We start from the raw sequence: 26221 nt of genomic DNA, 5'->3' as shown, positions 1-26221 counted from the left end.
GTAGGAATACATCGCGTTGTTTACACTTCATGATTAACTATTCGCTAAAAACGCATAAGGCGTTTTTTCTTAAATCGCTTAGTTTTTTTTATCTTTTGCATCATTGAATATTTGCTGATTATGCCACATCTCAATTCAAAGTACATAGCACGCTTTGGGCTTTCCCACTGGTTTGTTTGCAGGCTGGTTTGGTAAATTTTTGATCATGATATTTGTCTCCTATGATTTTTGGACAGTAAAGAAATAATATTCAAACCAAATACTGCTATTTCTATTGATACTTCATTTAATAAAAAAGCTAAAGTAGTAGGTATTGCAGCTCTTTATAAAGAACCAAACCTAAAAGATAATAGCTGGCGACTTGTTTTGAATCGAGGGAATTTAAATATCAGTAAGCCACGTGAAATATCTGCAAGTCAATATACAATAAAATTGGTGGATGAAAGTAAATGAGTGCTTCACTATATGATTTGCTTTATGGTTATTTTGAATCCGGTATAGCGGTTGATGATATAACTGAAAATGAACAGACAATTATTAGCGTGATGGATAATATTGAGCGTATTTTAAACAGCCGTGCTAGAGCTATAAAGCACATGCCAGACTATGGGGTACCTTGATATGTCAACAATTTTTCAAAGCTTACCTTCATCAGCTTACTTGTTAATGAGAGCAATTGAACAAACATTATTAAATGTATGAACCAAGGCTTGCTTCTATTAATCTCAATATTGATGAAAAAAACAACTATAACATGGTATTAGCTTATAAACTAATTTGTTATTTTAAACAAGGAGGGTTAGTTAAATATGGGATTTATTTTATGCCAGATGGTAAGGATAGTTTAAAATATATACGAAAAGATCGTCGTTATAAAGATGCTTAAAATTAAGTCGAGTAAGTTTTACCTATCAATCCCCACACACTCTGGCAATAAAGTCACAAAACCTTTATACTATGTAACAGTTTTTATTATGGCAGATGTCATACTAATATAATCCGTTCTTTAACATCATCAATTGGAATAAATTTATGCATCCGATGCTTAATATCGCTATTCGTGCTGCTCGTAAAGCAGGCAATGTGGCCATTAAGGCTTATGAAAACCCTAGTTCAATCGAAATTGACAGCAAAGGCGCTAATGATTTTGCCACAAATGTGGATCGTGCTGCCGAGGCTTTAATTGTTGAAACAATCAAAAAAGCTTACCCTGACCATACTATCATTGCCGAAGAAAGCGGCTTAGTTAAAGGTAATGATGCCGATACTCAGTGGATTATCGATCCGATTGATGGTACGACCAATTTTATTAAAAATATCCCTCATTTTGCAGTGTCTATCGCAGCTCGCGTTAAGGGGAAAACCGAAATTGCTGTTGTTTATAACCCAATGACTAACGAACTGTTTACCGCTGCACGGGGTAAAGGTGCGCAACTTAATGGTTATCGTATTCGTGTTAGTAATGCTAAGGATTTAGATAATAGCGTGCTGGCAATGGCTTTTCCTTTCAAACAAAAACAATATAGTGATAGCTATTTTGCTGTGCTACAAAAGTTGTTTGTAAGATGTGGCGATTTTCGTCGTAGTGGTTCTGCTGCTTTGGATCTTGCTTATGTTGCCGCAGGCCGTTTAGATGGCTTTTTTGAAATCGGTTTAAAACCCTGGGATATTGCGGGTGGTGAGCTGATTTTGCGTGAGGCAGGTGGTGTGATTACGGATTTTGTTGGTGGTAATAATTATATGGCTTCGGGCAATGTGGTGGCGGGTAATCCTCGAATTGTGAAAGATTTGTTGGTTTCAACCCAAAACGAGTGGCCAGAAAAGTTACGCAACTAATTCCCACTTCCTCTTTTCTGTTTTATCGCAGGGTTTGCTAAGCCCTGTGAGCGCTGTGTTATTTTATTCGACCTTTATATTAAGCATAGGCCGACTTTATATTCTATTCCATTAATCATTAAGGAAAGCATAATGAAAACAGTTCAATATCATTTTATTGTTGAAGATATGAGTTGTGCATCGTGTGTTGGGCGTGTTGAAAAGGCGCTGAAAAAGGTCGATGGCGTTGTTGATGTTAGCGTAAACCTTGCGACCGAAAAGGCAACAGTTGATGCCAAGGAACATGTTACGATTGAGTCGTTAATGTCTGCGGTTGATAAAGCGGGCTATCGTGCTATTAAAATTTCAGATCAACAATCAGGTGCAAAGAAAGTTAACAAACAAGCATCTATTTGGCCGATTGTGATTTCTGTTATTTTAGCCATTCCTTTTGTGTTACCTATGTTATTAGAACCTTTTAGGTTTCATTTAATGATGCCAGCTTGGTTACAACTGGTTATTGTATCTTGGCCGATTGTGATTTCTATTATTTTAGCCATTCCTTTTGTGTTATCTATTATGCTATTGGAACCTTTTGGATTTCATTTGATGATGCCAGCTTGGTTACAACTGGTTATTAGATTTTGGCCGATTGTGATTTGTATTATTTTAGCCATTCCTTTTGCGTTACCTATGTTATTGAAACCTTTTGAGTTTCATTTGATGATGCCTGCTTGGTTACAATTGGTTATTGCCTCTATTGTGCAATTTGGACTGGGTGCTAAATTTTATCGAAGCGGTTTTAATGCGGTTAAAGCGTTGTCAGGCAATATGGATTTGTTGGTGGCTATTGGTACTAGTGCTGCTTATGGGCTGTCGGTGTATCAGTTTATCTTGGGTAATGATGAGCACCTTTATTTTGAATCTTCAGTGATTATTATTACCTTAATTTTGCTTGGTAAGTGGTTAGAATCAAAAGCTAAACATCAAACCACACAAGCAATTGAAGCCCTGTCAGCGCTACGTCCTGATGTTGCTTTAGTCAGGCGTGGTGAGCAAGAGGTGAGTTTGCCTATTAGCCAAGTTAAAGTGCATGATATTGTTATTATTAAGCCAGGGGAGCGTATTCCAGTTGATGGCGTTGTGATTGAAGGTGCATCTAGTAGTGATGAATCAATGCTAACCGGCGAGAGCTTTCCTGTAAATAAAACCGTTAATGATGTTGTTACTGGCGGTACAATTAATGGCGAAGGGTTACTTATCGTTAAAACTACAGCGATTCAAGCGGATTCTACTTTATCCAAAATCATTGAAATGGTTGAATCTGCTCAGGCTAAGAAAGCACCAATCCAGCGAATTGTTGATCGCATCAGTGCTATTTTTGTGCCAGTGATTTTATTGATTGCACTTGTTACGTTATTGGCTTGGGGAATGATGTCGCATGATTGGCAACAAGCGTTGCTCCATGCTGTTGCGGTGTTAGTGATTGCTTGCCCATGTGCTTTAGGTTTAGCAACACCAACAGCAATTATGGTGGGTACTGGAGTGGCTGCTCGTCATGGCATTTTAATTAAAGATGCCGAAGCGTTAGAAACACTGCATAATATCAATACCATCGCTTTTGATAAAACAGGCACTTTAACTATTGGTAAACCTGAATTAGTTGAGATGGATATTATGGGTAGCGAGACGCCCGATCAGATTTTATCGCTCGCTGCATCATTACAAGCAGGTAGTGAGCATCCACTAGCAAAAGCAATTTTAAGTAAAGCTAAAGCGTATCATTATGCTCAAAATATTACTTCGGTAGCTGGTTCGGGAGTGATGGCAACGGTTGATAATACAGAATATTATTTAGGTAGCTTGCGTTGGATGAAATCATTAAATACTTATTTTGTGAATATGGACGATAAGATTAATGAATTATCTAGCAAAGGTTATACCATTTCGTTTTTAGCCAAACAGCAATTAGAAGGTGGTATGGTGATATTGGCGCTCTTGGGATTTGCTGATGTTATTAAACAAGAAGCAAAAACGGCAATTGAAGCATTACATCAATTGAATGTAAAAACCGTTATGCTAACTGGCGACAATCAGAAAGTAGCTAATATGGTTGGTCAGCAATTAAGTCTAGATAAAGTTATTGCTGAGGTGTTACCACAAGATAAAGCTAATTATATTTATCAACTGCAACAAAGTGAAAATTCAACCGCAATTAATAAAGTGGCAATGGTTGGCGATGGTATTAATGATGCCCCTGCTTTGGCGGCGGCCGATATTGGTATTGCTATGGGTACAGGGACTGATGTGGCTATGCATGCAGCAAACATTACGTTAATGCGAGGTAATTTATTTTTAATTGCTGATGCAATTGATATTTCGCGCCGAACTTATCATAAAATTAAGCAAAATCTATTTTGGGCTTTTTTTTATAATTTAATTGGTATTCCGCTTGCGGCACTGGGGTTTTTAAATCCAATGCTTGCAGGTGCTGCTATGGCGTTAAGTAGTGTGAGTGTTGTGACTAATGCTTTGTTACTTAAGCGTTGGAAAGCGAGATCTGAAAATAAATAATCTAATATTTTTATTTTAATGAACTAATTATTATAAATGGTATTCTACCTGAATACCATGGCGGCGAAATATGTAGATAAGAAATATTGTAGTGGCTTAAACTTAACCTAACAATTTTAGCTTATATTAGTGTATTGGTGTTATTAAGAAATGACAGTTAGACCCTATAAATAAATTTTTGTATTTGCTCATTTTTAACTAGATCGGCTACATTATTTTAAGGGATAAGGTAGACTTATCACAACTAAAAAAGAAGCAAATATGAATAAGATTAAACGCAAAAGACGAACATTCAATGACGATTTTAAACACCAAATGGTCAGGGTCAATCTTTATCAACATGTAAATCACATAGTGAAATGGTTGCAAAATAGGATTTGACACCATCAGCTGAACTGATAATTTGATAATCGGTTATTAGCGGATTGTTTTAAGACATTTAATATCACGCATTCATTAAGCAAGAAAGAGGGGCCTTATGACAATGCGGTAGCGGAAGCGACATTTAAAACAATTAAAACGGAATTTGTAAAAGGCCAACGTTTCAACTCAACAGCTGAGTTACAACGCGCTTTTTCGGCTTATGCTTATTGGTATAAGTATAAACAATTACATTCTTCGTTAGCCTACTTGCCTCCCGTTGAATTAAAAAAACACTTACCCTTTAATTGTTTTGTTTGAAAATGTGTTGCCATTCCATACAATACCCTTTCGGACATTGTATAACGCCCTACTTGGATATTATGAGGGTGGCTATTTAAAGTTATTTACTTTAATAGCTAACCCATATTTTTGATTAAAAATCAATGATTTAAGCGTAATTAGTGCGCTCTTGTCGCACCTACATTTTCGTAGTAAATGTACGAGCAATAACGTCGCGTTGTTGTTCTGCTGTTAGTGAGTTAAAACGCACTGCATAACCAGAAACACGGATAGTTAATTGTGGATATTTTTCTGGATGTTGAACCGCATCTTCTAAAGTTTCACGACGAAGAACGTTAACATTTAAATGTTGACCACCTTCAACTTTAATAGTTGGTGCCACATCTAATGGAATTTCACGATATTCGAATTGACCGAGTTCTGCAGTTGGGATCACTTGATCTTCTTTGTAAACTGACTTAGCAGCTACACAACGAGCTTCTTTTGTAGTGTCATCTAATAGCCAGAAAGAATTAAGAAGTGCTGCGTTATCTGCTTTAGTAATTTGGATACCTGTAATCATTTTAAATCCTCCTAACGGGCCTTATTGCCCTAAAATAATTAAGGTTAATATAGCACCTTAAAAATTTGATTAAAGTCAAAAAAAACTATTGATTCGATAAGTAATACCTTTAGTTTTAATTTTTGCTTTTGTTGGGTTATTATGTCTTAAGTTAAATTAGCTTTTGCTAAGTAATATAGGCATTGTAATATAGGCATTATTAACGAGCGATATAAAATATGACGACAAATTTAACTTGGCATGATGTTATTGGTGGTGAAAAAGAAAAGCCTTATTTTCAGCATATAATGCAATTTGTGGCTTCAGAACGAGCCAATGGTAAAGTTATTTATCCTCCTCAGCATGATGTTTTTAATGCGTTTCGTTTTACACCATTTGAGCAAATTAAAGTGGTGATTTTAGGACAAGATCCTTATCATGGTCCTAATCAGGCTCACGGTTTATCTTTTTCTGTGCTACCTGGTGTTAAGCCCCCACCGTCATTATTAAATATTTATAAAGAGTTATCTACTGATATTGATGGTTTTGAAGTGCCTTCTCATGGCTATTTAGCTTCTTGGGCAACTCAAGGTGTGTTGTTGTTAAATAATGTACTAACGGTTGAAGCAGGACAAGCACATTCTCATGCAAAAATAGGTTGGGAAACCTTTACCGATCACGTTATTGCAGCAATTGATCAACATCTTAAAGGTGTGGTTTTTTTATTATGGGGATCACCTGCACAAAAAAAAGGGCAATTTATTGATCAACAAAAACATCATGTTTTGACCTCTGTGCATCCATCACCGTTGTCTGCAAATCGGGGTTTTTTGGGTTGTAAGCACTTTTCTAAAACAAATGATATTATTATGCAACAAGGTAAAACACCCATTGATTGGCAACCAAAACTACCGGAAGATCATAAATGAGTGCAAATAAAAAACGTCGAACAAGTTTGCAAGAGATCGCCAATTTAATTGGGATTAGTAAAATGACAGTTAGTCGTTTTTTACGTGATCCCAATTCGGTATCTAAACCTCTTCAATTACAAATTTCAGCTGCAATTGATGAGCTTGGTTATATTCCTAATAAAGCACCTGATATGCTGTCTAACGCCAAAAGTAATGCAATTGGGGTTGTGTTTCCTTCTTTAACTAATCAGGTTTTTGCCGATATTTTAAAAGGTATTGAAATGGTGACTGATGCTAGGGGATACCAAACCATGATTACCCATACGGGATACAGCGCAGAAAAAGAAGAGTCCCGTTTGCGTTCGTTGCTTTCATATAATATTGATGGATTGATTTTAACCGAAAGAACACATACCCCTGCAACATTAAAGATGATCGAAATGACTGGCGTGCCAGTGGTTGAAATTATGGACAGTGTTTCACCTTGTATTGATATGGCTGTTGGGTTTGATAACTTTACTGCTACTAGAAATATGATTCATAAAATGATAGATAAAGGTCGCCGAAATATTGTCTATTTTAGTGCAAGGCAAGATCAACGTAGTATTATTCGTCAACAAGGTTATGAAAAGGCTATGGAAGAAGCTGGACTAACCCCACGAACGCTAGCCACTAAAGAAGCTTCATCTTATGCATTAGGTGCCAGATTTTTGCATCAAATTTTAAAAGAATTTCCTAGTGTTGATGGTGTTTTTACTACTAATGATGATCTAGCTTTAGGGGTGCTACTTGAATGTCAGCGGATAGGGATTGAAGTGCCAAAACAGATAGCGATTGTTGGATTTCATGGGCATCAAATTGGTCAATATATGAATCCCAAATTAGCGTCTATACAAACACCAAGAATTGAAATGGGAAAAATTGCAGCGGAGCTGTTATTAAAACGGATTAATGGTGAACAAATTGATAAAAAAGTGATTGATTTACCTGTTGAGTATTTAGACGGAGAAAGTATTTAATAATGATTTAACCTTACCACGTTTAGCGATGACCCCACCCCAAATTTTGTGTATTTACCCATTAAAGGTGATGGTCAACCCAGTCACCAAATTCTATCATAAATCGACTCATCGCTTTTTTCCAATTTTTGATCGGCATTGTCCATTTTTTAGATACTTGTTGTATCGCTAAATAGAGCACCTTTTTACCGCATCATCTGTTGGATTGATTTTATCGATTCGCGTTTGATGTTTTTTGACGAGCTGTGGCTCAAAATTACTTTCCCTGTCACGAGCAATGGCCAACTCTATCTCGCCATCATCACTAATAACGGCTTTTTGCTATAGCACTGCAGCTATTACTGCCATGCTTCTTCTGATTTTTTTCATGTCCAAGATGTTCGCTCATTTCAGCATTTAAGATCGTTTTTATCACCAGTTTATTCATAATAACCGGTTAATTTACCTAAATCTTCATACTTTACCTTTAATAAGATAATCACAAAACACAAAATAGAGCATGGCTTTCAATGCTAGAAAAATACAATGACTTATTATAAAATGAGGAGAAAAAATAGCCACTTTTTATAACCATAAAACAGATAAAATCTAAAATAGGAATGTTTGAAATGCCAATATTGATCAATGCTTATTCTACAGCCACTCAACCACCAACCATTAATTTTCCTTGCGAACGTTTATATCATCGTGGATTAGATGATTCTGAGTTAATGCAACACCTTAATGGTTTTATCGGTTATGTCATGCAAGCAGGAGATGGGCAGATGAATTCACGCCGTTATGCTTTGTATCGCCATATCCAACGAGTTAAACATCAATTTGCCTTTGAGATTGAAGAAGACAATTTTAATGAGTTTACCACTTGGGGCTGGCAGGCCAATGCCATTATATTGATGACAGATGGAACTATTCGCAATCCTGATGGAGATGTATTACTAGATCCTGATGATGATATCGATTTTGATGTAATTGTTCCTTATCCCCCCGAAGCATTAAAACGCAAAACAAAAACTGAGCAATATTTAGCCAAATTAGGGTTACATACACCTACACATTTACCACCGGTTATTGCTGAATCCGAAGTAATACTTAGAACACCTGACGAGGTAGCTAAACGCGCTTTAGCGATAATGTTAACAGGTATTCAAGCTGAAAGTTTTCGAGAAAATAATCCAATCAATCCGATGGAATTTAAAGAACGTTGCCCAACAGGGTTTGCAGCTTTATCAAATAATGAACGTGACTTTATTTATAGCGAACAACCTACAGAGCAAGATGTTATAGATATGTCTTGGAAATACGAAGCATTATTACCTTTACAATGGGCGATAAATTGGCAATCAGAGCTGCCATTTGCAGATACTATTTGTAATGTTTCATCATTAGTTGACGAAGGAATGGAACATAGTGAGCAAGATATTTCTACAGCAACCTTAAGACCTGTTAGTGAATTGTTAGACGCCTTAGATTTACACTACCGCTTACATTGGATAATCAGAGATTTTCGAATCAACGATAAGCAGCCGCCTGCGTCAATTATAAGTGATGTCATTCAAGAGCGCCACTATGCTTTAAATTGGTTAACTAGCTTTGAAAATGCAGATTGGGATGATGTAGATACACCAACTTGATAATGTTTATCTTTTCATCATGGTAACATTATGTGTAGGAAAACGCCGAATTGTTTACGCATCATGGTTAAAATGATCTGCTAAAAACTTATAAGGCGTTTTCCTCAAAATGGAATATAATTTCTATTACAAAATTCTTTCTTTAGTAAATTTTATTTTTTTAGCTTTCTTTTTTATGAATTTTTAACTTCATTAAGTAGTTTTAACGCAATAATCATTAACACAATAGCCCCAATAACTAAACAAATCCAAATTAACCATTTTGGCAAATATGAACTTGTCGTATTGCTATCATTAACAGTTTGAGATAATGCCTTTTTGCCAGCTAATTTGATATTTTCACCAATATAGGCTGCAGGCAAATCTTGTGCTGATAGCGAATCAGAAAGCAGTGCTTTTTCACTTAATGCTGCTGATTTAGCTTTAGCAGAACCCCAAGCCAAAATAAATGGTCCATTATTACCACTATTAAAAATTAAACTCATACGGCTACGGTAAGCAACTACTTGTGGTGCTTGGTCAAAGCTAGCGTTGTTAGCTTTTATCTTGAGCTGTTTTATTTGTAAATCTGAATTGTTCATTTTAATGCTTTGGCTTTGATCAGTATCTGTAACGCGTCGAATAATGTAATCGTCAAGCTTATGCCAGATTTGATCTTTATCATTGCTTTTATAATAAACGCTAATTGGCAACACCGTGCGTGAGTTTTGCAGTGAGATAGATAATTCTTTAACTGGCTGTGGGGTTGGTAACTGATAAATTGCCTCTTGCTGATCAGAAGATGCAAGTTCAAAATTAATTGGGTAAAGCGCAATTTTTGGGGTTGCTTTTCTAGAAATAAATTCAACTTTTTTAATAGTTGGGATTATTTGCTGTTCTGATTTTAATTGTAAAATCCAATACTTAGCTTTGTAATTGGTATTTGAAGGAATATCAATGGTATTGACTTTAAGCGACTGTTCATTATTGTTATCAATCAAAGACATCATCGGTACGTTATTTAGTGCAGTTTGCCAATTGCTTAAATCTTGGCTATAAAGTAGTTTAGCAGTAGCTTGCCAATTTTGACTTTCTGCGGTATCAAAATCGATTGATAAACGACTAATTGCTTGCTCTAGTTTGATTTCGTTAGGAACTTGTAATAAATAAGTTGCATAGTATTGTTCCTGACTATTGGTATTATCTAGGTAAATTTGAACATCTTTATTATTGATATTAATATTATATTGTTCAACACCTAACTTACTTTGCTTTTCTTGGCGGTGTCCTTGTTTTTTATCTAAATCATAAATATTGACCGGAAATATTTGATTAATGTCGTCTTGTTGGTAAACGTTAACTAATGCATAAGGCACAGGTTGTCCTTTATGATTAAACACACGAATATCATCTAAATGACTTGAAAGCGTTTGTGTATACACATCGCTCGTTAGCTCTATACGGCTATACATACTTGAATCATTGCTAGTTTCAATCATTGCACCATAGGCATATTGGTTGGTTCTGTCTGTTGCTTGACAAAATCCACTGATTAGCATTAAAGCACTTAATATTAATTTTTTCATAATTCATTTATCCATAAAATTTAATAGCACTTAGGCTTTATTTTTATTTTTATTTCTATTTCTATTTTTATACTAAAAACTGAAATTAATCATCTTCTCTAAATTACTCCAAAATTTGCTTATTATTATCTTGTTTTGGTGGTAATGGCGCTAAATAGGCGATTAATAACATTAATAATGCAACACCAATAAAGGCAAATGCTCGCAGTAATCCATCAAGTTCACGAATATCGACAAAAATTAATTTTATAATAACGATCACTTGAATAATTTCACCGCTGTACCATATTTTCCGAAGTGAATAACGATGTCCGATAGTGATTAATATTACCGATGTTAACATCCAAAGCAACAAAGCAGTCATTTGAACAATATTATTGTGCCACAAAGAATAAGCCATCCAAGATATATCAAACACCTGGCTTAAGTAGCGTAATACTACACTATTTGCCCATAAAAAGGTTAGCGTGATTAATGGCACTAAAACCATATTTGGTAAGGGGATATTAAAATAAGAAGTATTGATAATTTTGTTGCCAATATGTGAATAACTGATGGCAAACTTTAACCAGACCGTTAACATAATTAAGGCAAAAATGGCACTTTCTTCTAGCGGATTGAGAATCGGAATATATTGCCAGTAAATAATTTGTCCACTCATACCAAGTCCAACAATTAAATAATAGCTAATATAAAGCACAATAGGCATTAGACCTATTATCCAATAGAATTTGATTAATGGCAACGAGGTCATTATTTGACGCTTAATTAAGAAGTAGAATAATAAAATAATACTGCTTGCTATGGTTGTAGCAATACTCCATTTTACTACCTCGTAACCCCACGGTAATGAATTAAACCAATGAACTGTTTCACGAATTAGCCAGCAAAGCATCATCCAGAATAAACTAATATGTAACACAATAGGAAAAGTGTTGAACGTTGTTTCTGCTGCTTTGCTTTCAATAAGATGATTGGCAACACGCAAATAATAATAACAACTAACAAACGCAAGCACCCAAACCAAGTTCCAAACGCCAAAGCTTGATAAATAATAATATCCAATATACGCTCTGAACAATGACAAAGGTATCACTAACCATAGTGCTAATACTGCATAACGGATTATATTCCACTTGATTTTTTGACCAACGCCATACCATAACCAAGTCGATACCGTAAAGCCCAATAAAATTGGTGCCACATTTGGTGTGCTTTCATCAAGCATGAGTGGAATACATAATGAAATCCACAATATCCAAGCAATAGAAGCGATGACCATAAATAATATTTTGATCAGTTTATCAATATCGTCATTACGGTCATAACAGTGCCATAAACACCCATTGATAAATAAAATAATACTGGTGATACCTAAAAGTGCTATAAATGACGCTATGGTTAAGTGATCATATTCTAAAGATATACAGGTAGAAATGATTCCCAGTAGGGTAATAGCACTGCCTAGTAACGCCATGCGATAATATTTTTGAGAAAGCATAATCCAACTTAATGCCGTTCCCTCAAATAACCAAAGTGTCGCAGTCAAATTAGCACTAAAGGCAAGCGGAATGGATAAGGTACTAAATGCTATACCAATAGCCAGTCCCAAAAGCGCAATTTTTTTAGCTGTTGTTGGCCACAAGCGTAAAATAATATAAGAACCAATCAGATAAAATAAACCAAAACCTAATGAAGAAAACGCAGGACCAAATTCCCATTGCTGAGTGATCGCATATTGCAGGCCAAATCCTGATAATGGCGTTCCAAATAGCAAAATGAGATCAATCACATTTTGATAAGGTTCTTGATTATCACTACGAATTGATAGCAGCACGGCCAAAATACCATAAATTAGCATATTAGCGATGATGAATATCTGACATTCAATATAAAATTCAGGTAGGAAATTACTCATTCCCCATAGTAGTGATACAACAAAGGTAAATAAAAATCCTAATAAATTAAGTAATCGCCAAGATTGCGAAATACTAATGACCAAAATAGCACTAGAAATCATTAAATAATAACTAAATAACGCAACATGGTTGCTCGAGTCATTAGATAATAAAATGGGTGTTAAATAGCCGCCAACGCAAGCAATAATTGCCAAACTCATTGCTCTTTGCACAACCGCAAACACAATACTTGTTGAACAAATCACGAACAAAAAAGCAAAAGCCAGTATCATAGGCACAAGTTCATACAGCCTATACGCGGCAAAAATGGTTAGGTACAAAGTTGCAAATCCACCACCTTGCAAAATTAAGGCATAAATTTTGCGCTTATCTTTTAATTTCCAACCTATAACCAATAAAGCAATACCCAAGACTAATGCACCTAATACTCTCAACTCTGGCGAAATAACATCATGTTCAACACTATATTTAAACAAATATGTTAATCCTAAAAACAGTATTGCAATGGCAATTTTGGCAAGAACATTGCCTTTAATAAACCAATTAAAAGCAAGTAACAATAAATTAGGGTTTGTGCTCGTAGTAGTCGATTTTTTATATGCAGAATCAAAGGGATCTAATGTTGGTGATGTTAATGTTTCTGCGTTTGTCATTTCAGGCTCGGTAACCTCATCGTATACTGATTCACTGACACAAGTTTGTGCTTCTTGTTCTGTTGTTACTTCTACATATGACGTGTTTGTCTGCGTTAACGTATCGAAATCAACGTTTTTATCGTCAAGTAGATTGTAAGCAAATTGTTCGGATTGTGTGACTAAAACTGGCTCGTTTTGATCATTGAGTTGCAAACAATCGGCGTTTAAATTGTAATTATTAGCAGCACAAGAAATTTGCGGTGGGGGTTCGGTTATTAATAGATCGGTATCTTCGGATTCTTGAATAACAGCATTGGTTTGATAGTCAAATTGCTGATTGGTATTTTCATTATCACTACCATCTTGTTTGCTGTGTATGGTTAACTCATTCAAAGTTTGCTCGGCAGTTTCTTCAACCGTATCAGAATCTGACGAACTACTTTTTTGCTGATAAAGATGCTCTGAAAGCGATAAAACACTTTTTTGTAACTCTGTTAACTGATGCCTTAAAACAGAAATTTGATTTCCTAAGCTAGAAAAATTAACAAACACTGCTATTAGCATACCAATAATGAGTAAATAAAAAAGAAACTCCATGCTAATTTACCCTTATATTTTCATAAGATATCATTAATTATTTTTTGTTTCTATGCAGTAAATCAGTAATTAACTAATAAATCAATATTTTTTAAACACCCACCAAAGCTAACCGCTTGTAGAAATTCCTCGCATTATTTAAAGTAGCCTCTTAAATTGCTGTAAATAACGTTAGGAATTTCCACAACTAGACATTATAAGGCAAAGGGCTAAATTTTGTTGGGTGTTTAAATTGTTGTATAGTTTTAAAAACTGAAAATCAACAATAAACTATTTAAAAGAAAAATAAAATTTGTTGATATCCTTTTTTCTATTATACTAAATAAATTCTGTTATGAGCAGTTAACAAATGATAAGGAATAATGAGTAAGGAAATTAAGCCATGAGTTTTGATGTTAGCCAACCTGTAACCAATCCCAAATTAATCGAAGCATTACAAACATTTAATCAAACACCGTCGTTAGAAACACAAAAAAAATTGTTTAACCATTTAAAATCTGCAAAGTTATTAGCTCCTATTACAATGAATTTACCAGATAATATTGGATGTAATGACGATAACACGATCACCTTGCAACAAGGCAATACTCTTTCTTTTGTGGCAATCAGTAATGTTGAAAATAAAAATTTTTTTCCTGCTCTTCCTGCATTTACTGATTGGAATGAATTAAGAAAATGGCAAAATATTAAAGATCAACAAACATTAGTGGTAGATTTATCCTATTATCAAACATTACTTAACGATTCAGATGGGTGTAAAGGGGTCGTTATTAATCCATTTGGCAATAGTTTTCAATTAGATCGTTCTATGTTGTCAGAAGTGCTTACTGATAACTCGCCTTCAACAGAAAACGGAAAAGAAATTTATCTTTCTAAAGATACTGAAGTTATTATTGGTACTCCTGAACAATATCCTCATATATTGGTTGGTAAGCTCAAAGAGCATTTACAAAATAAATCAGAAGTTAACGCAGCCTATTTAAGATTAATGGTGCAAAATCAGCAACAAAGTTATTTAGTTGTTGTTGATATCCAAAAAGGTGTAGATACAAAAGCGATATTTAATGATTTAGGCCAAGCAGCACAAGCTTTCCTTGCTAAAGATATGTTTATTGATTTTATTGTCGCGAATACCGAATTTGGTCAACAAGCAATCAAGGATGAAAAACCATTTTATCAAAAGAAAAGAAAGGGGTTTTTTAATCGTTTATTTGGTAAATAAATTGTTAGATAAATCGATAAATATGTTTATTTTCATATGTTTGCATTAGGAAAAGTTTAAATAAACTAGTATTAGATGTAGGAATGACTCGCATTGTTTAAAGTAATTTTAGAAACCACTGTAAACAATGCGTTATTTTTAAACATCTTAACAATATCACTCACTAGCCACAGTAAAGCGTTGTTTAATATGCTTAGCTGTTTGTGCTTCGTCAATCATGGCAATGGCATAATCAGCATAACTAATTTGGCTTTTTCCTTTGCTGTTAAATAACGCTTCTTCGCCCCCCATAATATAATGCCCTGTCCTTTCGCCATCAGCGTTAAACTCAATTGCTGGGCTTAAATATGTCCATTGTACATTATTGCATTTTCTAAGTTGATCAAGTGCTCTTGCCATATTGGTTGCTAATGGTTTAAATTCATCAGGAAAGTCAGGTGTATCAATCAAACGAATTGAATGTTGTGGATTAACGTATAAACTTCCAGCTCCACCAACAACTAATAGGCGATTAGCTTTACCGCTCAAGATATCTGTTAAATGTTTTAAACTGGTTTGATGCAATGGCAGTGATTCAAGTGACCATGTGCCAAATGCATCAATAATCACATCAAAGGGCTTTAGATCATTATAGGTTAATTCAAACAGATCTTTAATTAACACTGCTGCTTTTGGATCGAGATGTTGATTTGGCTTACGCACAATTGCAGTAACGTCATGACCTCGTGAAATCGCCTCTTTTACTAAAAGCTGCCCTGTTTTACCACTTGCACCAATGACTGCAATTTTCATATTTTGCTCCTTTTAAGCGTTTAATGGTTGACATGATATTACATCTTATACCAGATATGTGATTGACAATGTATTATGATGAATAATTTTATAGCCTAATTTAACCAATTTCTTTTGCTTAGTAAAAAGATTAATTACATAAAAAAATTTAATCCGATATGCATGCACAACACTTTTAAGTCATTAATGCTTTAGTAAAAATCATCTACTTTTTTTATTATTTAACTATTTGATTATGCAAAGTAAAAACATAAATAACTTTATAACAATATAACGATAATCAGCAAATAATTATCAATATTCTATTTTTGGTTAATAATAAATTAGTTTAAAATACACATAAAAATAAATAATATAATCAGAAAGGAAAGCAATTGGATGGGATAAAAACATATTGGTTTTTAGGCGCAAAATTTAAAGGTAGTAAAGACCAAACAGAGAATTTTATTAGTTCTGGTATCTGGCAAAATGGTTATGATAATAAACTTTTGGATATCGTAAAATCTATTTCTGTTGGCGATAAAGTTGCCATCAAATCAGTTTATACCCAAAAACATAATTTACCCTTTGATAATAAAGGTCTACCTGTTTCGGTAATGGAAATAAAGGCTATTGGCACCGTAACTAAAAATCATGGTGATGGAAAGTTGTTAGAAGTTGATTGGCAACAAACTAATCTGAATAAGAAATGGTACTTTTATACCTATATAGACACTATCTGGAGTGTTAAAAATGATTCTTGGCTATCAAAACAATTAATTAATTTTGCATTTTATGATCAGCCACAAGATATTGATGCTTTTCGCAATGCACCATATTGGAAATCTCGTTATGGTGACAACAACGATAATAATAAACCATTATTAGAATGGATATCTTTTTATGAGGAAATTGCTGATAAGTTGTTAAGTTACCATGATAAAAATAAAAGACTTAAACTGATGACTTTTATTAATCAGCTTGCTTTAGAGTTTAAACTATCCTATTTAATAGATAAAGATTTGCACGATATTTGCCCTTTTACTGTGCTAGGAACATTTAATAGAGGAAATGCCGAAGAAACCAGGAAAAACATTGCTCAAAAATGGGCTGAATTTCTTGATGTTAAGGAACCAGTACCGAATTCTTGGGAAGGAATACCATTATTAAATAATCAAATCTCTTGGTTTTTCACCGATTCAGAAAACCAGCAACAAGAAATAGATAATCTTTGGGACCTTTATTCTGTCGCTTTAAATTTTTCTAATATTGATAACAATTATCAAGAAGATTTTAAGCAAAAATTTGATTTGGCTATGGCACAACCTTATTGCTCTTGGCAACTAACCAATGGTTTATTTTGGATTCGTCCTAATGCTTATTTAGTGTTAGATAAAGTAACAAAAAGTTACTTAAGTCAGTATGTAGAAATTTTCAAAAATAAAAACTTAAGCAAAAGCGATTTCAGCGGAAATGATTATCTTAAATTGCTTGATGATTTAACTGTGAGGTTTGCTGATAAGAATTTTCCTGTTCATTCTTATCCTGAACTTTATTTAACTGCATTGCGTAATAATGAAAATGCGATCTTAGATACTGATTATGAAGCTCAAGATCATTTGAATAACCAAGATATTATTCAACCCTTAATCATAAAACAACTTTATACCCAAGATGACCTAATCGATGAGGGATGTTTTGTTGATAAACAGCAGTTGCAAGATATATTAAATAGCTTAAGGTTGAAAAAAAATATTATTTTACAAGGTCCGCCAGGGACAGGTAAAACTTGGTTAGCTAAACGTTTGGCTAATATTAAGGTCGGTTATAAAGATTCAAATAATATCAAAGCTATTCAATTTCATCCTAATATGTCTTATGAGGATTTTATCCGTGGCTATCGACCAACCAGTGATGGGAAATTAGCGCTGATTGATGGACCTTTTTTAGAGATAATTAATCAAGCACGGAATGATGCTCAATCAAATTATGTGATTGTGATTGAAGAAATTAATCGCGGTAATCCAGCACAAATTTTTGGCGAAATGTTAACGCTACTTGAAGCTGATAAACGAAATCCAAATGAGGCATTAGAATTAACATACCAACACCAAAATGAAAAAGGCATATTTATTCCTGATAATCTCTATGTTATCGGCACTATGAATATTGCCGATCGTTCGTTAGCGATGATCGATTTTGCTTTACGTCGTCGTTTTGCCTTTTACCATTTAAGTCCTCATTTTGGTGAAAATTGGCTCAACTATATGCAAGAAAAAAACGACTTTTCACCGCAAGAATTACAAGATATAAAGCACCGTATAGAGGCATTAAATAAATATATCAGTAATGATAGTACACTTGGCAAGGCATTTACCATTGGACATAGCTATTTTACTTGTCTTAACCAAGAAATGGCTGCGAAAGATTGGTTTGAGCATATTGTTCGTTCAGAAATCGAGCCTCTATTAGAAGAGTATTGGTTTGGCGAGCCTGAAAAATTTAACGATGCAATAGATATATTATTAGGTAATGCACAATAATGGCCACGATAAATTATCATCCGCTATTAACCAATACTACCGTTGCCAAAATACCAATTAGAAACATATGGCTACTTTTGCTCTATGCTTCTGATTATTATAAAACTGTAGGGAAAAAACAGAGAATAGAGCTGGAAACTAACCCTGAGGAATTAATAACACTCGCCGCCAAACTATATTGTCAGGCAGCAAATAAAAGGTTAATACATCATCTTGCCGCAGATTATCAGCTCACAACAAAAGCACTTAATCGTGTCAGAGGAAAAATAGATATTTTAACTACTCAGCGTAAACAATTATTAGCAAAGGGTAAAATTCAATGTCGATATGATGATTTAACGATAGATACCCCTAAAAATCGCTATATTCATGCTGCGGCTCATTTATTAGTAAAACAATTGAATGATGCAAGCTTAATTGAACAATGTAGAAAAATTATTCACCAATTTACTGCGTTGAATATTGGTCAAACAACATATTATTGCTATGAAAAGGAACGTTTTAACCATGCGAATCTTAAAGATAATACTTTAATCTCTTTAGCAAAACTGATTTTTAGCTTGTCAATTCCTACTCAATTTCAAGGATTACATACCATTGAACAACTAAAAAAAAACGATCATTGGTTACGGGAATTATTTGAAAAAGCGATAGTTGGTTTTTATCGTGTAAATTTAGATCCTCAGCAATGGACTATTTATGCAGGTAAAAAACTAAATTGGCAATATAGCAATGCGACCGATAATATCACCGCCTATTTGCCCACCATGAAAACCGATTTAATCCTTGAAAATAGCAATTATACACAACGTTTAATTATTGATACTAAATGTACTTCTATTTTAAAAAAATCACGATTTAGACTTAACTCGTTTAGTAGTCATCATCTTTATCAATTGTATGCTTATTTAAGAAGTCAGGAAAAAGATAGCGATCCTTTATCCGTCAGTGCCTCTGGCATGTTGCTATACCCAGCTGTCGGCGTGACAGTTAATGAAAATATGACCATTCAAGGACATAAATTATCATTTTGTACTATTGATTTAACGCAAGATAATAACATTATTAGAAATAGCTTATTGGCGTTATTAAATAGTTTTGGCTTATGCTAATTTAAATTTCATAAATTTTTATCTAATTTTTTATTCTAACTACTGTTGGGCAATCTTTGAACAGTATTACTATTCCTCCTTGCAATTTAATAAGCTAGCCAACAATCACGTTTATTTAATTTGTGCTTATTTCTCTGCAATATGTGACATCAGTCACAAACAAGAGTATGTTTCCATTTATTAATAAATGAATTCAATCTATAGTGAATCGAAGCTCAAAAATAGCTAGTTTATTGATAAATTTAAAATAGTGTAAGTTTCAATTTGGCTTCACTAAGGAGAGAATAAGATTATGGTTAAAAGTACAACAATAGCAATAGAATCAATCAAACAATTAATTGAGTTGGTTGGCGGAAGTAAAAATATTGCCAGTGTCACCCATTGTTTAACAAGATTAAGGTTTGCTTTAATTGATCCTAAGCAAGCTGATGTTCAAGCCATAGAAGAACTGCCTTTTGTGAAAGGTTGTTTTAATAATGCTGGACAATTTCAGGTAATTATTGGTACTGATGTTAATAGTTATTATCAATCACTTATCCAACAATTAAATTTAAACGAGGCAAGCAAGGAACAAACTAAAATAGCTGCAAAACAAAATATGTCCTTTTTTGAAAGACTAATTTCTAATTTAGCCGAAATTTTTGTGCCATTGTTACCGGCGCTAATTGCTGGTGGTTTGTTATTAGGTGTGCGTAATATTATTGGCGAAATGCCAACCATTGATGATAAACCGCTGATACAAACCTATCATTGGTTGGCGCCAATTTACAGTATACTTTGGCTACCTTGCGAGGCGATTTTCCACTTTTTACCGGTCGCCATTTGTTGGTCTACCGTAAAAAAAATGGGTGGCTCACCCGTACTTGGTATTGTACTTGGTATTACGTTAGTTTCCCCTCAGTTAATGAATGCGTATGATCTTGGCAGTAAAATCCCTGATGTTTGGGATTTTGGTTGGTTTAGTATCGAAAAAGTCGGCTATCAAGCGCAGGTCATTCCGTCTATTTTTGCAGGTTTAGCGTTGGGTTGGATCGAAACACGATTACGCAAAATCGTGCCAGATTACCTAAATTTGGTGATAGTGCCAATTGTAGCCTTGTTACTATCCGTCTTTTTAGCGCATTTTTTATTGGGTCCTTTTGGACGCATGCTAGGTAATGGTATTGCTTTTATTGTTAAATATTTAATGACGGGGGATTATGCCTTTATTGGCGCTGCTATTTTTGGTTTCTTTTATTCGCCATTGGTGATTACAGGTATTCACCATACAACCCTTGCGATTGATTTACAAATGACTGAAAGTATGGGCGGTACGCCGATTTGGCCAATTATTGCTTTATCTAATATTGCGCAAGCTTCGGCTGTTGTGGGTATTATTTTAGTTAGTAAAAAACATAATGAGCGTGAAGTGTCGGTTCCTGCTGCTATATCGGCTTATTTAGGCGTCACCGAGCCGGCCATGTACGGTATTAATTTGCGCTATAAATTCCCGATGCTGTGCGCTATGGTTGGTTCAGCTTTAGCTGGGTTAATTTGTGGTTTGTTTGGTGTGTTATCAAATGGTATTGGGGTTGGCGGTTTGCCGGGTATTTTATCGATAAAGCCGATATATTGGTCGATTTATGCTTTGGCGATGATTGTGGCAATTGTGGTTCCGATTGTTTTAACTTCGATCGTTTATAAAATAAAACTTAAAAAAGGTACGTTAGATATTCGCTAAACACGAGTTAATAACCATTAACCGTTCTTATCATTGAGCGGTTAATTTATCAAAAAATAAATAATAAAGAGCAAGCAATGAATAAAATTAATATCCCTTGGTGGCAAAATGGTACTATTTACCAGATCTATCCCAAAAGTTTCCAAGCCAGTGGTGCTGGTACAACGGGTGATTTATTAGGCATTATTAGCCGATTAGATTATCTTGAAAATTTAGGGGTTAGTGCTATTTGGTTAACGCCGATTTATCCATCCCCACAAATTGATAACGGTTATGATGTGTCGGATTATTATGATATAGATCCGAGCTATGGCTCAATGGCTGATTTTGAGCTACTGGTTAAACAAGCGCACGAGCGTGGTATTCGCATTATGATGGATATGGTGTTTAATCATACTTCAACACAGCACCCATGGTTTAAATCGGCCCTAGATAAGTCAAGCCCTTATCGCTCATTTTATATTTGGAAAGATGCCAAAGCTGACGGCTTTGAACCCAACAATTGGCGGTCAAAATTTGGCGGTAAAGCATGGCAATGGCATGAGCAATCCAAACAATACTATTTACATTTATTTGCTAAACAGCAAGCCGATCTTAATTGGGAAAACCCAACCGTTCGTCAAGAAATTAAAAAAGTATGTCAATTTTGGGCTGATAAAGGCGTTGATGCATTAAGGCTTGATGTGATTAATTTAGTTTCCAAACAGCAAGACTTTCCGGATGACGAGCAAGGTGACGGACGAAAATATTATACGGACGGCCCCAAAATACACGAATTTTTGCAAGAGATCAGCCGAGATGTTTTCCAACCTAATGGTTTAAAAACAGTGGGCGAAATGTCATCCACTACATTAGAAAACTGTCAAAAATATGCCGCATTGAATGGCAAAGAGTTGACCATGACATTTAATTTTCATCATTTAAAAATTGATTATCCAAATGGGGAAAAATGGACGCTGGCTAAGCCCGATTTACTTGAACTTAAAAAAATCCTTGGCTATTGGCAAAAAGGTATGCACGGTAAGGCTTGGAATGCAATTTTTTGGTGTAATCATGATCAACCTCGTATCGTTTCACGCCTTGGTAATGAAAACCAATATCACAAACAATCGGCCAAAATGTTAGCCATGCTGCTGTATGGTTTACAAGGCACACCTTATCTTTATCAAGGTGAAGAAATCGGTATGACCAATCCTCATTTTACTGATATTTCACAATATAAAGATGTGGAAAGTCTTAACATCTATCAAGAAAAAATAGCAGATGGTATGCCTAAAGCGGAAATTTTAGCTATCCTTGCTAACAAATCCAGAGACAACAGCCGAACGCCAATGCAATGGGATAATTCAGCCAATGCTGGCTTTACTAAAGGTAAGCCTTGGATTGAGGTTGCTAATAATTATCCACAAATTAATGTCAAAGCGGCACTCGATGATCCTGATTCGGTATTTTATTGCTATCAAACCTTAATTAAATTACGCAAAACGTACCCGATTTTTATTTTTGGTGATTATCAAGATTTAACGCCAGATATTGCTGATTATTGGTGCTATATCAGGCGGTGGCATAATCAAACGTTACTGGTGATAGCCAATCTGACCGAAAATACGGTTAAATGGCAATTACCTAAAGGGTTAGAAAATAGTCATTGGCAAAGATTACTAGGTAATTATGAAAACCAAATTGTATTAAAGCCAGAAATGGTGTTGCAACCTTATGAGGCAATGTATTGGTTGCACCTAAATAGTTAATCGGTGGCATCAGATTACTAGAATATACGCTAAATCATTTTGTTCTATTGAATTAAAAAATGTTGGACAAACTGGGGAGTAAAAAAAGCCAACCATCGTGTTGGCTTTTTGATTGAAACTTCATAATATGTTGTTCATCAAAAGTTGTGGATAGTTCATATTGGTCATCAATTCCTATATGTTAGTTAATTAACAGCTAATCTAAATCACGTTAAATAATTGGCAAATCATACTTTTTTATGTGTAAATCTAACTTTCCTGTTATAAAAAACGGGTAATCAGAATGTCTATCTATACCAACTAGAACAGTGATTAATTAGCATAAGTGATGAATATCAATATTAGGTTGTTTTGAGATAAAGTGTTATAGAGAGCATGTTAAATGATCTAATTAGTAAAGCTATCGAGAAATAGAGCAATAATACATTCGTTTTATACTAAAAAATATTCTTCAATCATATTTATTGGGATAATTTTGATTTTTAGAATTTGGTATATAAAAATAATTATTATAAAATAATAAATTATAATTCGATCAGTAATAATACCATTGAAAATAATAGATTTATCATCGTTAAAAAACAGAGAAAAAAATGAACACAAGAAGAAAACAAAATAAACCATTAAAAAAATCTTTTATGGATATTATATTAACAGCACTGGTTTTTGGTGTTTTATTTTGGTCTATTTTGTTATTAGTTTTTATTTTTCTAGCTGTTATAAATTTATTTATAGGTGTTGATGAATTATTATTTTTAATTCACGGTGTGTGGTTTTTTCCTGCTACTATTTTAGTATGGCTATGCATGACTCCAACTTTCCATATCACAAAGAAAAGCATTATTATTTTACGAAAAATTAGACCAAAAATTTATATTCCAATTTGCCAAGATCTTGAAGTTAAAATCATTAAGGTCGAATATTTCAAGTATCCATTTAACGGGTATCCATTTACAGTGAAGCCAAGGAAAAGGATAAGATGGAAAGGGAGATGGCATCCTATATATATATTATTTATAACTTTTAAAAATAAAAAAGTAAAACTAAAAAAAAGCGTGATAAGTGGGGTATACACACATGACCAAATTGATTGTTTTTTACGTAATTTATATTTGTCAGGTGTTCGCTATGAAGTCAAAAATTTGCATATACCTGTTTAGTAAAAATTTAGGGATTTATTTCTATATAACCTTAATGATTTGGATATTTCATTTTTATAATTTGGACCATTTTGGTAATTGATTTCTCTTTCCTCGATTGTATATATTCTATAATTTTTTATTACTTAATATCGATTATATAACCACTCCCGCATTTTAATTAACCGAGCAATAATTTCATTTGAATCAGGCAGTTCAGGTAGTGATGATGTTAGCGATGCGATTTCAATTTTGCTTAACAATGTTTCTGAGATATGCATAATCTCATCATAGCTTAATTGACCATTTTTAATGGCGAGCAGTTCGTTTCGATTAGTGCGTTTATTGGTAATGGTGCCTTTGGTCATTATTTCATGAGCAACTTGTAATAAGCGAATGGTATGCATCATATTTTTAGCATCAAAATCATTACCACTTTTAATATTACTTTGATAACGCTGCTCATTTCGCTTTTCAACCCATTGCCAGTAAGCCTTATAATCACGACAATGCGATGAAAAACCATCACGATTAAAACTTAAGTAAGCATTTACTGTGGCGCCTACTTTCACCGATGACAAGCAAAGTTCGGTCGAATCATCATTTTGAATAATACCATGATAGCCACACTCCCCCGATGCATCATAAAAAAGCGCATATAAATCTCGACTATGTGGAATATTCACCAAACCACATAAGTGTTGCTCAAAACGCTTTTCACTTAACCAATTGGTGAGGGGATAAGCATGCTGACCTTGAATAATATAACAAAAATCAAGAACCGATTTACGTTTCACCTCAATGGGATTATTGATTTTTTTATTCAATCCTTTAGCTTTTTTAATTTGTGACATTGCATAGTGAGCAAAGGTTTGTTTAGTTTGTTGGGATAAAAATAGATCAAGGGTTAACTGCTGCATAATTGGATGCTAATATAAAATACAGTCGGGTACAGAAGCCAATACTTCTAAAATATTCGGATTATTTTTTAGCAATAACTCAACAAAGCGACCTAATTCATAATAGACGATATCATTAGTTTCATTACTAATTTGCGGAATATACTCGAGTCCATAAAATTTATCTCTAGGTAAATAAAACACCCCTTTAATATCGGTATCTGTAATATCGGTATCTGATGTTTCAGTAGCCAAACCAAATGCACGGCTACCGCTGATCACTTCAAATAAGATTAAGTTTTGTGCTTTTAAATCATCAATTGTCATGTCGTATTCCTTTCCTTATTTTAAGCTCATTAACGTTTGTATAAAAAAGCGATTGGAATGGCAACACATTTTCAAACAAAACAATTAAAGGGTAAGTGTTTTTTAAATTCAACGAGAGGCAAGTAGCCTAACGAAGAATGTAATCGTTTATGATTATACCAATAAGCATAAGCCGAAAAAGCTCGTTGTAACTCAGCCGTTGAGTTAAAACGTTGGCCTTTTACAAATTCCGTTTTAATTGTTTTAAATGTCGCTTCCGCTACCGCATTGTCATGCAGCGGTTTCATTCACTTCCGTAGTGTGAGATTGATAATGTTTAACGGTGTATTTTGATACTAACAATAAGGCTTTCATCACCCGAGCAATGTAACGGCGTGACACCCAAATATTCTCTTTTTGTAAATCAAAACGAATTCGTCTTGTGCCATAAGACTGATAGCTTTGATTAAATAGCGTCACGATTTTATTAGCATAAAGCCCTACTGATTTTTGTCTATTCAATTTACACTGATAATAAGCATAATGTCTTGATAATCCTAAATATTGACATAGTTTTGTTATGCTATAACGATGTCGATTTGCTTTTAGGATAGCGATTTTCGCCCTATTATCAGTGTAAATTGAAATGTATCCGGGTTTATATCCGATTTTCCGCTTGATTTGGGGTAATTTCAGTTGAATTCGGTTGAGTAGTGAAACAAGCTGAAAGGCTTATTTGAAAAGGCTTTAGGCATAAAAAAACCTGCTAGAAGCAGGTCTTAGAATTTGGTGATTGGTGCCCGGACGCGGAATCGAAGATGTGGGGTGAATTCTTGTGGTTACTGGATTTGAAAAATTTAGATGAAAAATGTACCCGTATTTGTATCC

24 protein-coding genes and 1 pseudogene are annotated in these 26221 nt (G+C 34.2%); 15 read left to right on the top strand and 10 right to left on the bottom strand.

All coding sequences use genetic code 11. The features are described from left to right. The first annotated feature begins 228 nt into the window (after positions 1 to 228). The 6 genes from GQ590_RS05575 to GQ590_RS12870 all read left to right on the top strand — a co-directional run bounded on the left by GQ590_RS05575 (position 229) and on the right by GQ590_RS12870 (position 5070). The gene (locus GQ590_RS05575) at positions 229 to 453 is read left to right on the top strand and encodes a type VI secretion lipoprotein TssJ (protein WP_160405667.1); all 225 of its coding nucleotides are present in this window, start codon (positions 229 to 231) and stop codon (positions 451 to 453) included. After that, positions 450 to 620 (top strand): hypothetical protein, encoded by a 171-nt coding sequence (locus GQ590_RS05570; protein WP_160405666.1) that lies wholly within the window; start codon positions 450 to 452, stop codon positions 618 to 620. Before GQ590_RS05575 ends, GQ590_RS05570 begins: the two co-directional genes overlap by 4 nt. A gap of 74 nt (positions 621 to 694) precedes the next feature. Continuing rightward, positions 695 to 886: a hypothetical protein gene (locus tag GQ590_RS05565; protein ID WP_160405665.1), complete on the top strand. Its 192-nt coding sequence runs from the start codon at positions 695 to 697 to the stop codon at positions 884 to 886. A gap of 146 nt (positions 887 to 1032) precedes the next feature. Further along, a complete protein-coding gene (gene suhB, locus GQ590_RS05560) occupies positions 1033 to 1836 on the top strand; it encodes an inositol-1-monophosphatase (RefSeq protein WP_160405664.1) in 804 nt (267 codons plus the stop codon). Positions 1837 to 1968: 132 nt separating this feature from the next. Next, complete coding sequence (locus tag GQ590_RS05555) at positions 1969 to 4389, top strand: cation-translocating P-type ATPase (RefSeq protein WP_160405663.1); 2421 nt, start codon at positions 1969 to 1971, stop codon at positions 4387 to 4389. 444 nt (positions 4390 to 4833) lie between these two features. Then, a complete protein-coding gene (locus GQ590_RS12870; RefSeq protein WP_160405784.1) occupies positions 4834 to 5070 on the top strand; it encodes an integrase core domain-containing protein in 237 nt (78 codons plus the stop codon). 160 nt (positions 5071 to 5230) lie between these two features. On the opposite strand, the gene grcA is transcribed toward GQ590_RS12870, so the two are convergent. Beyond that, positions 5231 to 5614 carry an autonomous glycyl radical cofactor GrcA gene (grcA, locus tag GQ590_RS05545; protein ID WP_160405662.1) on the bottom strand — a complete coding sequence of 128 codons (384 nt, stop codon included), beginning with the start codon at positions 5612 to 5614 and terminating at the stop codon, positions 5231 to 5233. 218 nt (positions 5615 to 5832) lie between these two features. Between grcA and ung the strand changes: the two genes are divergently transcribed. Next, a complete protein-coding gene (gene ung, locus GQ590_RS05540; protein ID WP_160405661.1) occupies positions 5833 to 6522 on the top strand; it encodes a uracil-DNA glycosylase in 690 nt (229 codons plus the stop codon). Further along, the gene (gntR, locus tag GQ590_RS05535) at positions 6519 to 7523 is read left to right on the top strand and encodes a gluconate operon transcriptional repressor GntR (protein WP_160405660.1); all 1005 of its coding nucleotides are present in this window, start codon (positions 6519 to 6521) and stop codon (positions 7521 to 7523) included. The genes ung and gntR overlap by 4 nt, the downstream gene beginning before the upstream one ends. 61 nt (positions 7524 to 7584) lie before the next feature. Here the strand turns inward: gntR and GQ590_RS05530 are convergent. Continuing rightward, positions 7585 to 7736: pseudogene (locus GQ590_RS05530) on the bottom strand (IS256 family transposase); the annotation flags it as partial. Positions 7737 to 7827: 91 nt separating this feature from the next. Next, positions 7828 to 7950, bottom strand: a complete 123-nt coding sequence (locus GQ590_RS12660; RefSeq protein ID WP_255471416.1) for a hypothetical protein — start codon at positions 7948 to 7950, stop codon at positions 7828 to 7830. 181 nt (positions 7951 to 8131) lie between these two features. Here GQ590_RS12660 and GQ590_RS05525 point away from each other — a divergent pair, with 181 nt between their 5' ends. Beyond that, the gene (locus tag GQ590_RS05525) at positions 8132 to 9154 is read left to right on the top strand and encodes a DUF4272 domain-containing protein (RefSeq protein ID WP_160405659.1); all 1023 of its coding nucleotides are present in this window, start codon (positions 8132 to 8134) and stop codon (positions 9152 to 9154) included. A gap of 173 nt (positions 9155 to 9327) precedes the next feature. Here GQ590_RS05525 and GQ590_RS05520 read toward each other — a convergent pair whose 3' ends face one another. Both GQ590_RS05520 and GQ590_RS05515 read right to left on the bottom strand, forming a co-directional pair. After that, positions 9328 to 10719 (bottom strand): DUF3999 family protein, encoded by a 1392-nt coding sequence (locus tag GQ590_RS05520; RefSeq protein WP_160405658.1) that lies wholly within the window; start codon positions 10717 to 10719, stop codon positions 9328 to 9330. A 103-nt stretch (positions 10720 to 10822) separates the two neighbouring features. Beyond that, positions 10823 to 13870 (bottom strand): DUF2339 domain-containing protein, encoded by a 3048-nt coding sequence (locus GQ590_RS05515; RefSeq protein ID WP_160405657.1) that lies wholly within the window; start codon positions 13868 to 13870, stop codon positions 10823 to 10825. 382 nt (positions 13871 to 14252) lie between these two features. On the opposite strand from GQ590_RS05515, the gene GQ590_RS05510 reads away from it, so the two are divergent. After that, the gene (locus GQ590_RS05510) at positions 14253 to 15092 is read left to right on the top strand and encodes an enhanced serine sensitivity protein SseB (protein WP_160405656.1); all 840 of its coding nucleotides are present in this window, start codon (positions 14253 to 14255) and stop codon (positions 15090 to 15092) included. 156 nt (positions 15093 to 15248) lie between these two features. Here GQ590_RS05510 and GQ590_RS05505 read toward each other — a convergent pair whose 3' ends face one another. Beyond that, positions 15249 to 15884: an NAD(P)-dependent oxidoreductase gene (locus GQ590_RS05505; protein ID WP_160405655.1), complete on the bottom strand. Its 636-nt coding sequence runs from the start codon at positions 15882 to 15884 to the stop codon at positions 15249 to 15251. 374 nt (positions 15885 to 16258) lie between these two features. Here GQ590_RS05505 and GQ590_RS05500 point away from each other — a divergent pair, with 374 nt between their 5' ends. The 5 genes from GQ590_RS05500 to GQ590_RS05480 all read left to right on the top strand — a co-directional run bounded on the left by GQ590_RS05500 (position 16259) and on the right by GQ590_RS05480 (position 24149). Then, a complete protein-coding gene (locus GQ590_RS05500) occupies positions 16259 to 18406 on the top strand; it encodes an AAA family ATPase (protein WP_160405654.1) in 2148 nt (715 codons plus the stop codon). Beyond that, positions 18406 to 19518: a 5-methylcytosine-specific restriction endonuclease system specificity protein McrC gene (locus GQ590_RS05495; protein WP_160405653.1), complete on the top strand. Its 1113-nt coding sequence runs from the start codon at positions 18406 to 18408 to the stop codon at positions 19516 to 19518. The genes GQ590_RS05500 and GQ590_RS05495 overlap by 1 nt, the downstream gene beginning before the upstream one ends. A gap of 292 nt (positions 19519 to 19810) precedes the next feature. Then, entirely contained in the window at positions 19811 to 21238 is a 1428-nt protein-coding gene (gene treB / locus GQ590_RS05490) for a PTS trehalose transporter subunit IIBC (protein WP_160405652.1), read from the top strand. A gap of 77 nt (positions 21239 to 21315) precedes the next feature. Then, entirely contained in the window at positions 21316 to 22989 is a 1674-nt protein-coding gene (gene treC / locus GQ590_RS05485; RefSeq protein WP_160405651.1) for an alpha,alpha-phosphotrehalase, read from the top strand. 593 nt (positions 22990 to 23582) lie between these two features. After that, positions 23583 to 24149, top strand: a complete 567-nt coding sequence (locus GQ590_RS05480) for a hypothetical protein (RefSeq protein WP_160405650.1) — start codon at positions 23583 to 23585, stop codon at positions 24147 to 24149. Positions 24150 to 24274: 125 nt separating this feature from the next. On the opposite strand, the gene GQ590_RS05475 is transcribed toward GQ590_RS05480, so the two are convergent. The 4 genes from GQ590_RS05475 to GQ590_RS05465 form a co-directional block, all read right to left on the bottom strand. Then, complete coding sequence (locus GQ590_RS05475) at positions 24275 to 25048, bottom strand: nucleotidyltransferase domain-containing protein (RefSeq protein ID WP_202112892.1); 774 nt, start codon at positions 25046 to 25048, stop codon at positions 24275 to 24277. Between the two features lie 9 nt (positions 25049 to 25057). Continuing rightward, positions 25058 to 25354 carry a nucleotidyltransferase domain-containing protein gene (locus GQ590_RS12245; protein ID WP_202112891.1) on the bottom strand — a complete coding sequence of 99 codons (297 nt, stop codon included), beginning with the start codon at positions 25352 to 25354 and terminating at the stop codon, positions 25058 to 25060. Between the two features lie 71 nt (positions 25355 to 25425). After that, positions 25426 to 25641, bottom strand: a complete 216-nt coding sequence (locus tag GQ590_RS05470; RefSeq protein WP_160405649.1) for an IS3 family transposase — start codon at positions 25639 to 25641, stop codon at positions 25426 to 25428. After that, positions 25625 to 25855 carry an IS3 family transposase gene (locus GQ590_RS05465; RefSeq protein ID WP_160405648.1) on the bottom strand — a complete coding sequence of 77 codons (231 nt, stop codon included), beginning with the start codon at positions 25853 to 25855 and terminating at the stop codon, positions 25625 to 25627. Before GQ590_RS05465 ends, GQ590_RS05470 begins: the two co-directional genes overlap by 17 nt. Between the last annotated feature and the right edge of the window lie 366 nt (positions 25856 to 26221).

It is taken from the genome of Gilliamella sp. Lep-s35 (assembly GCF_009795845.1).
Lineage (GTDB): Bacteria > Pseudomonadota > Gammaproteobacteria > Enterobacterales > Orbaceae > Gilliamella.
This window is presented reverse-complemented; position numbering and strand designations above follow the sequence as displayed.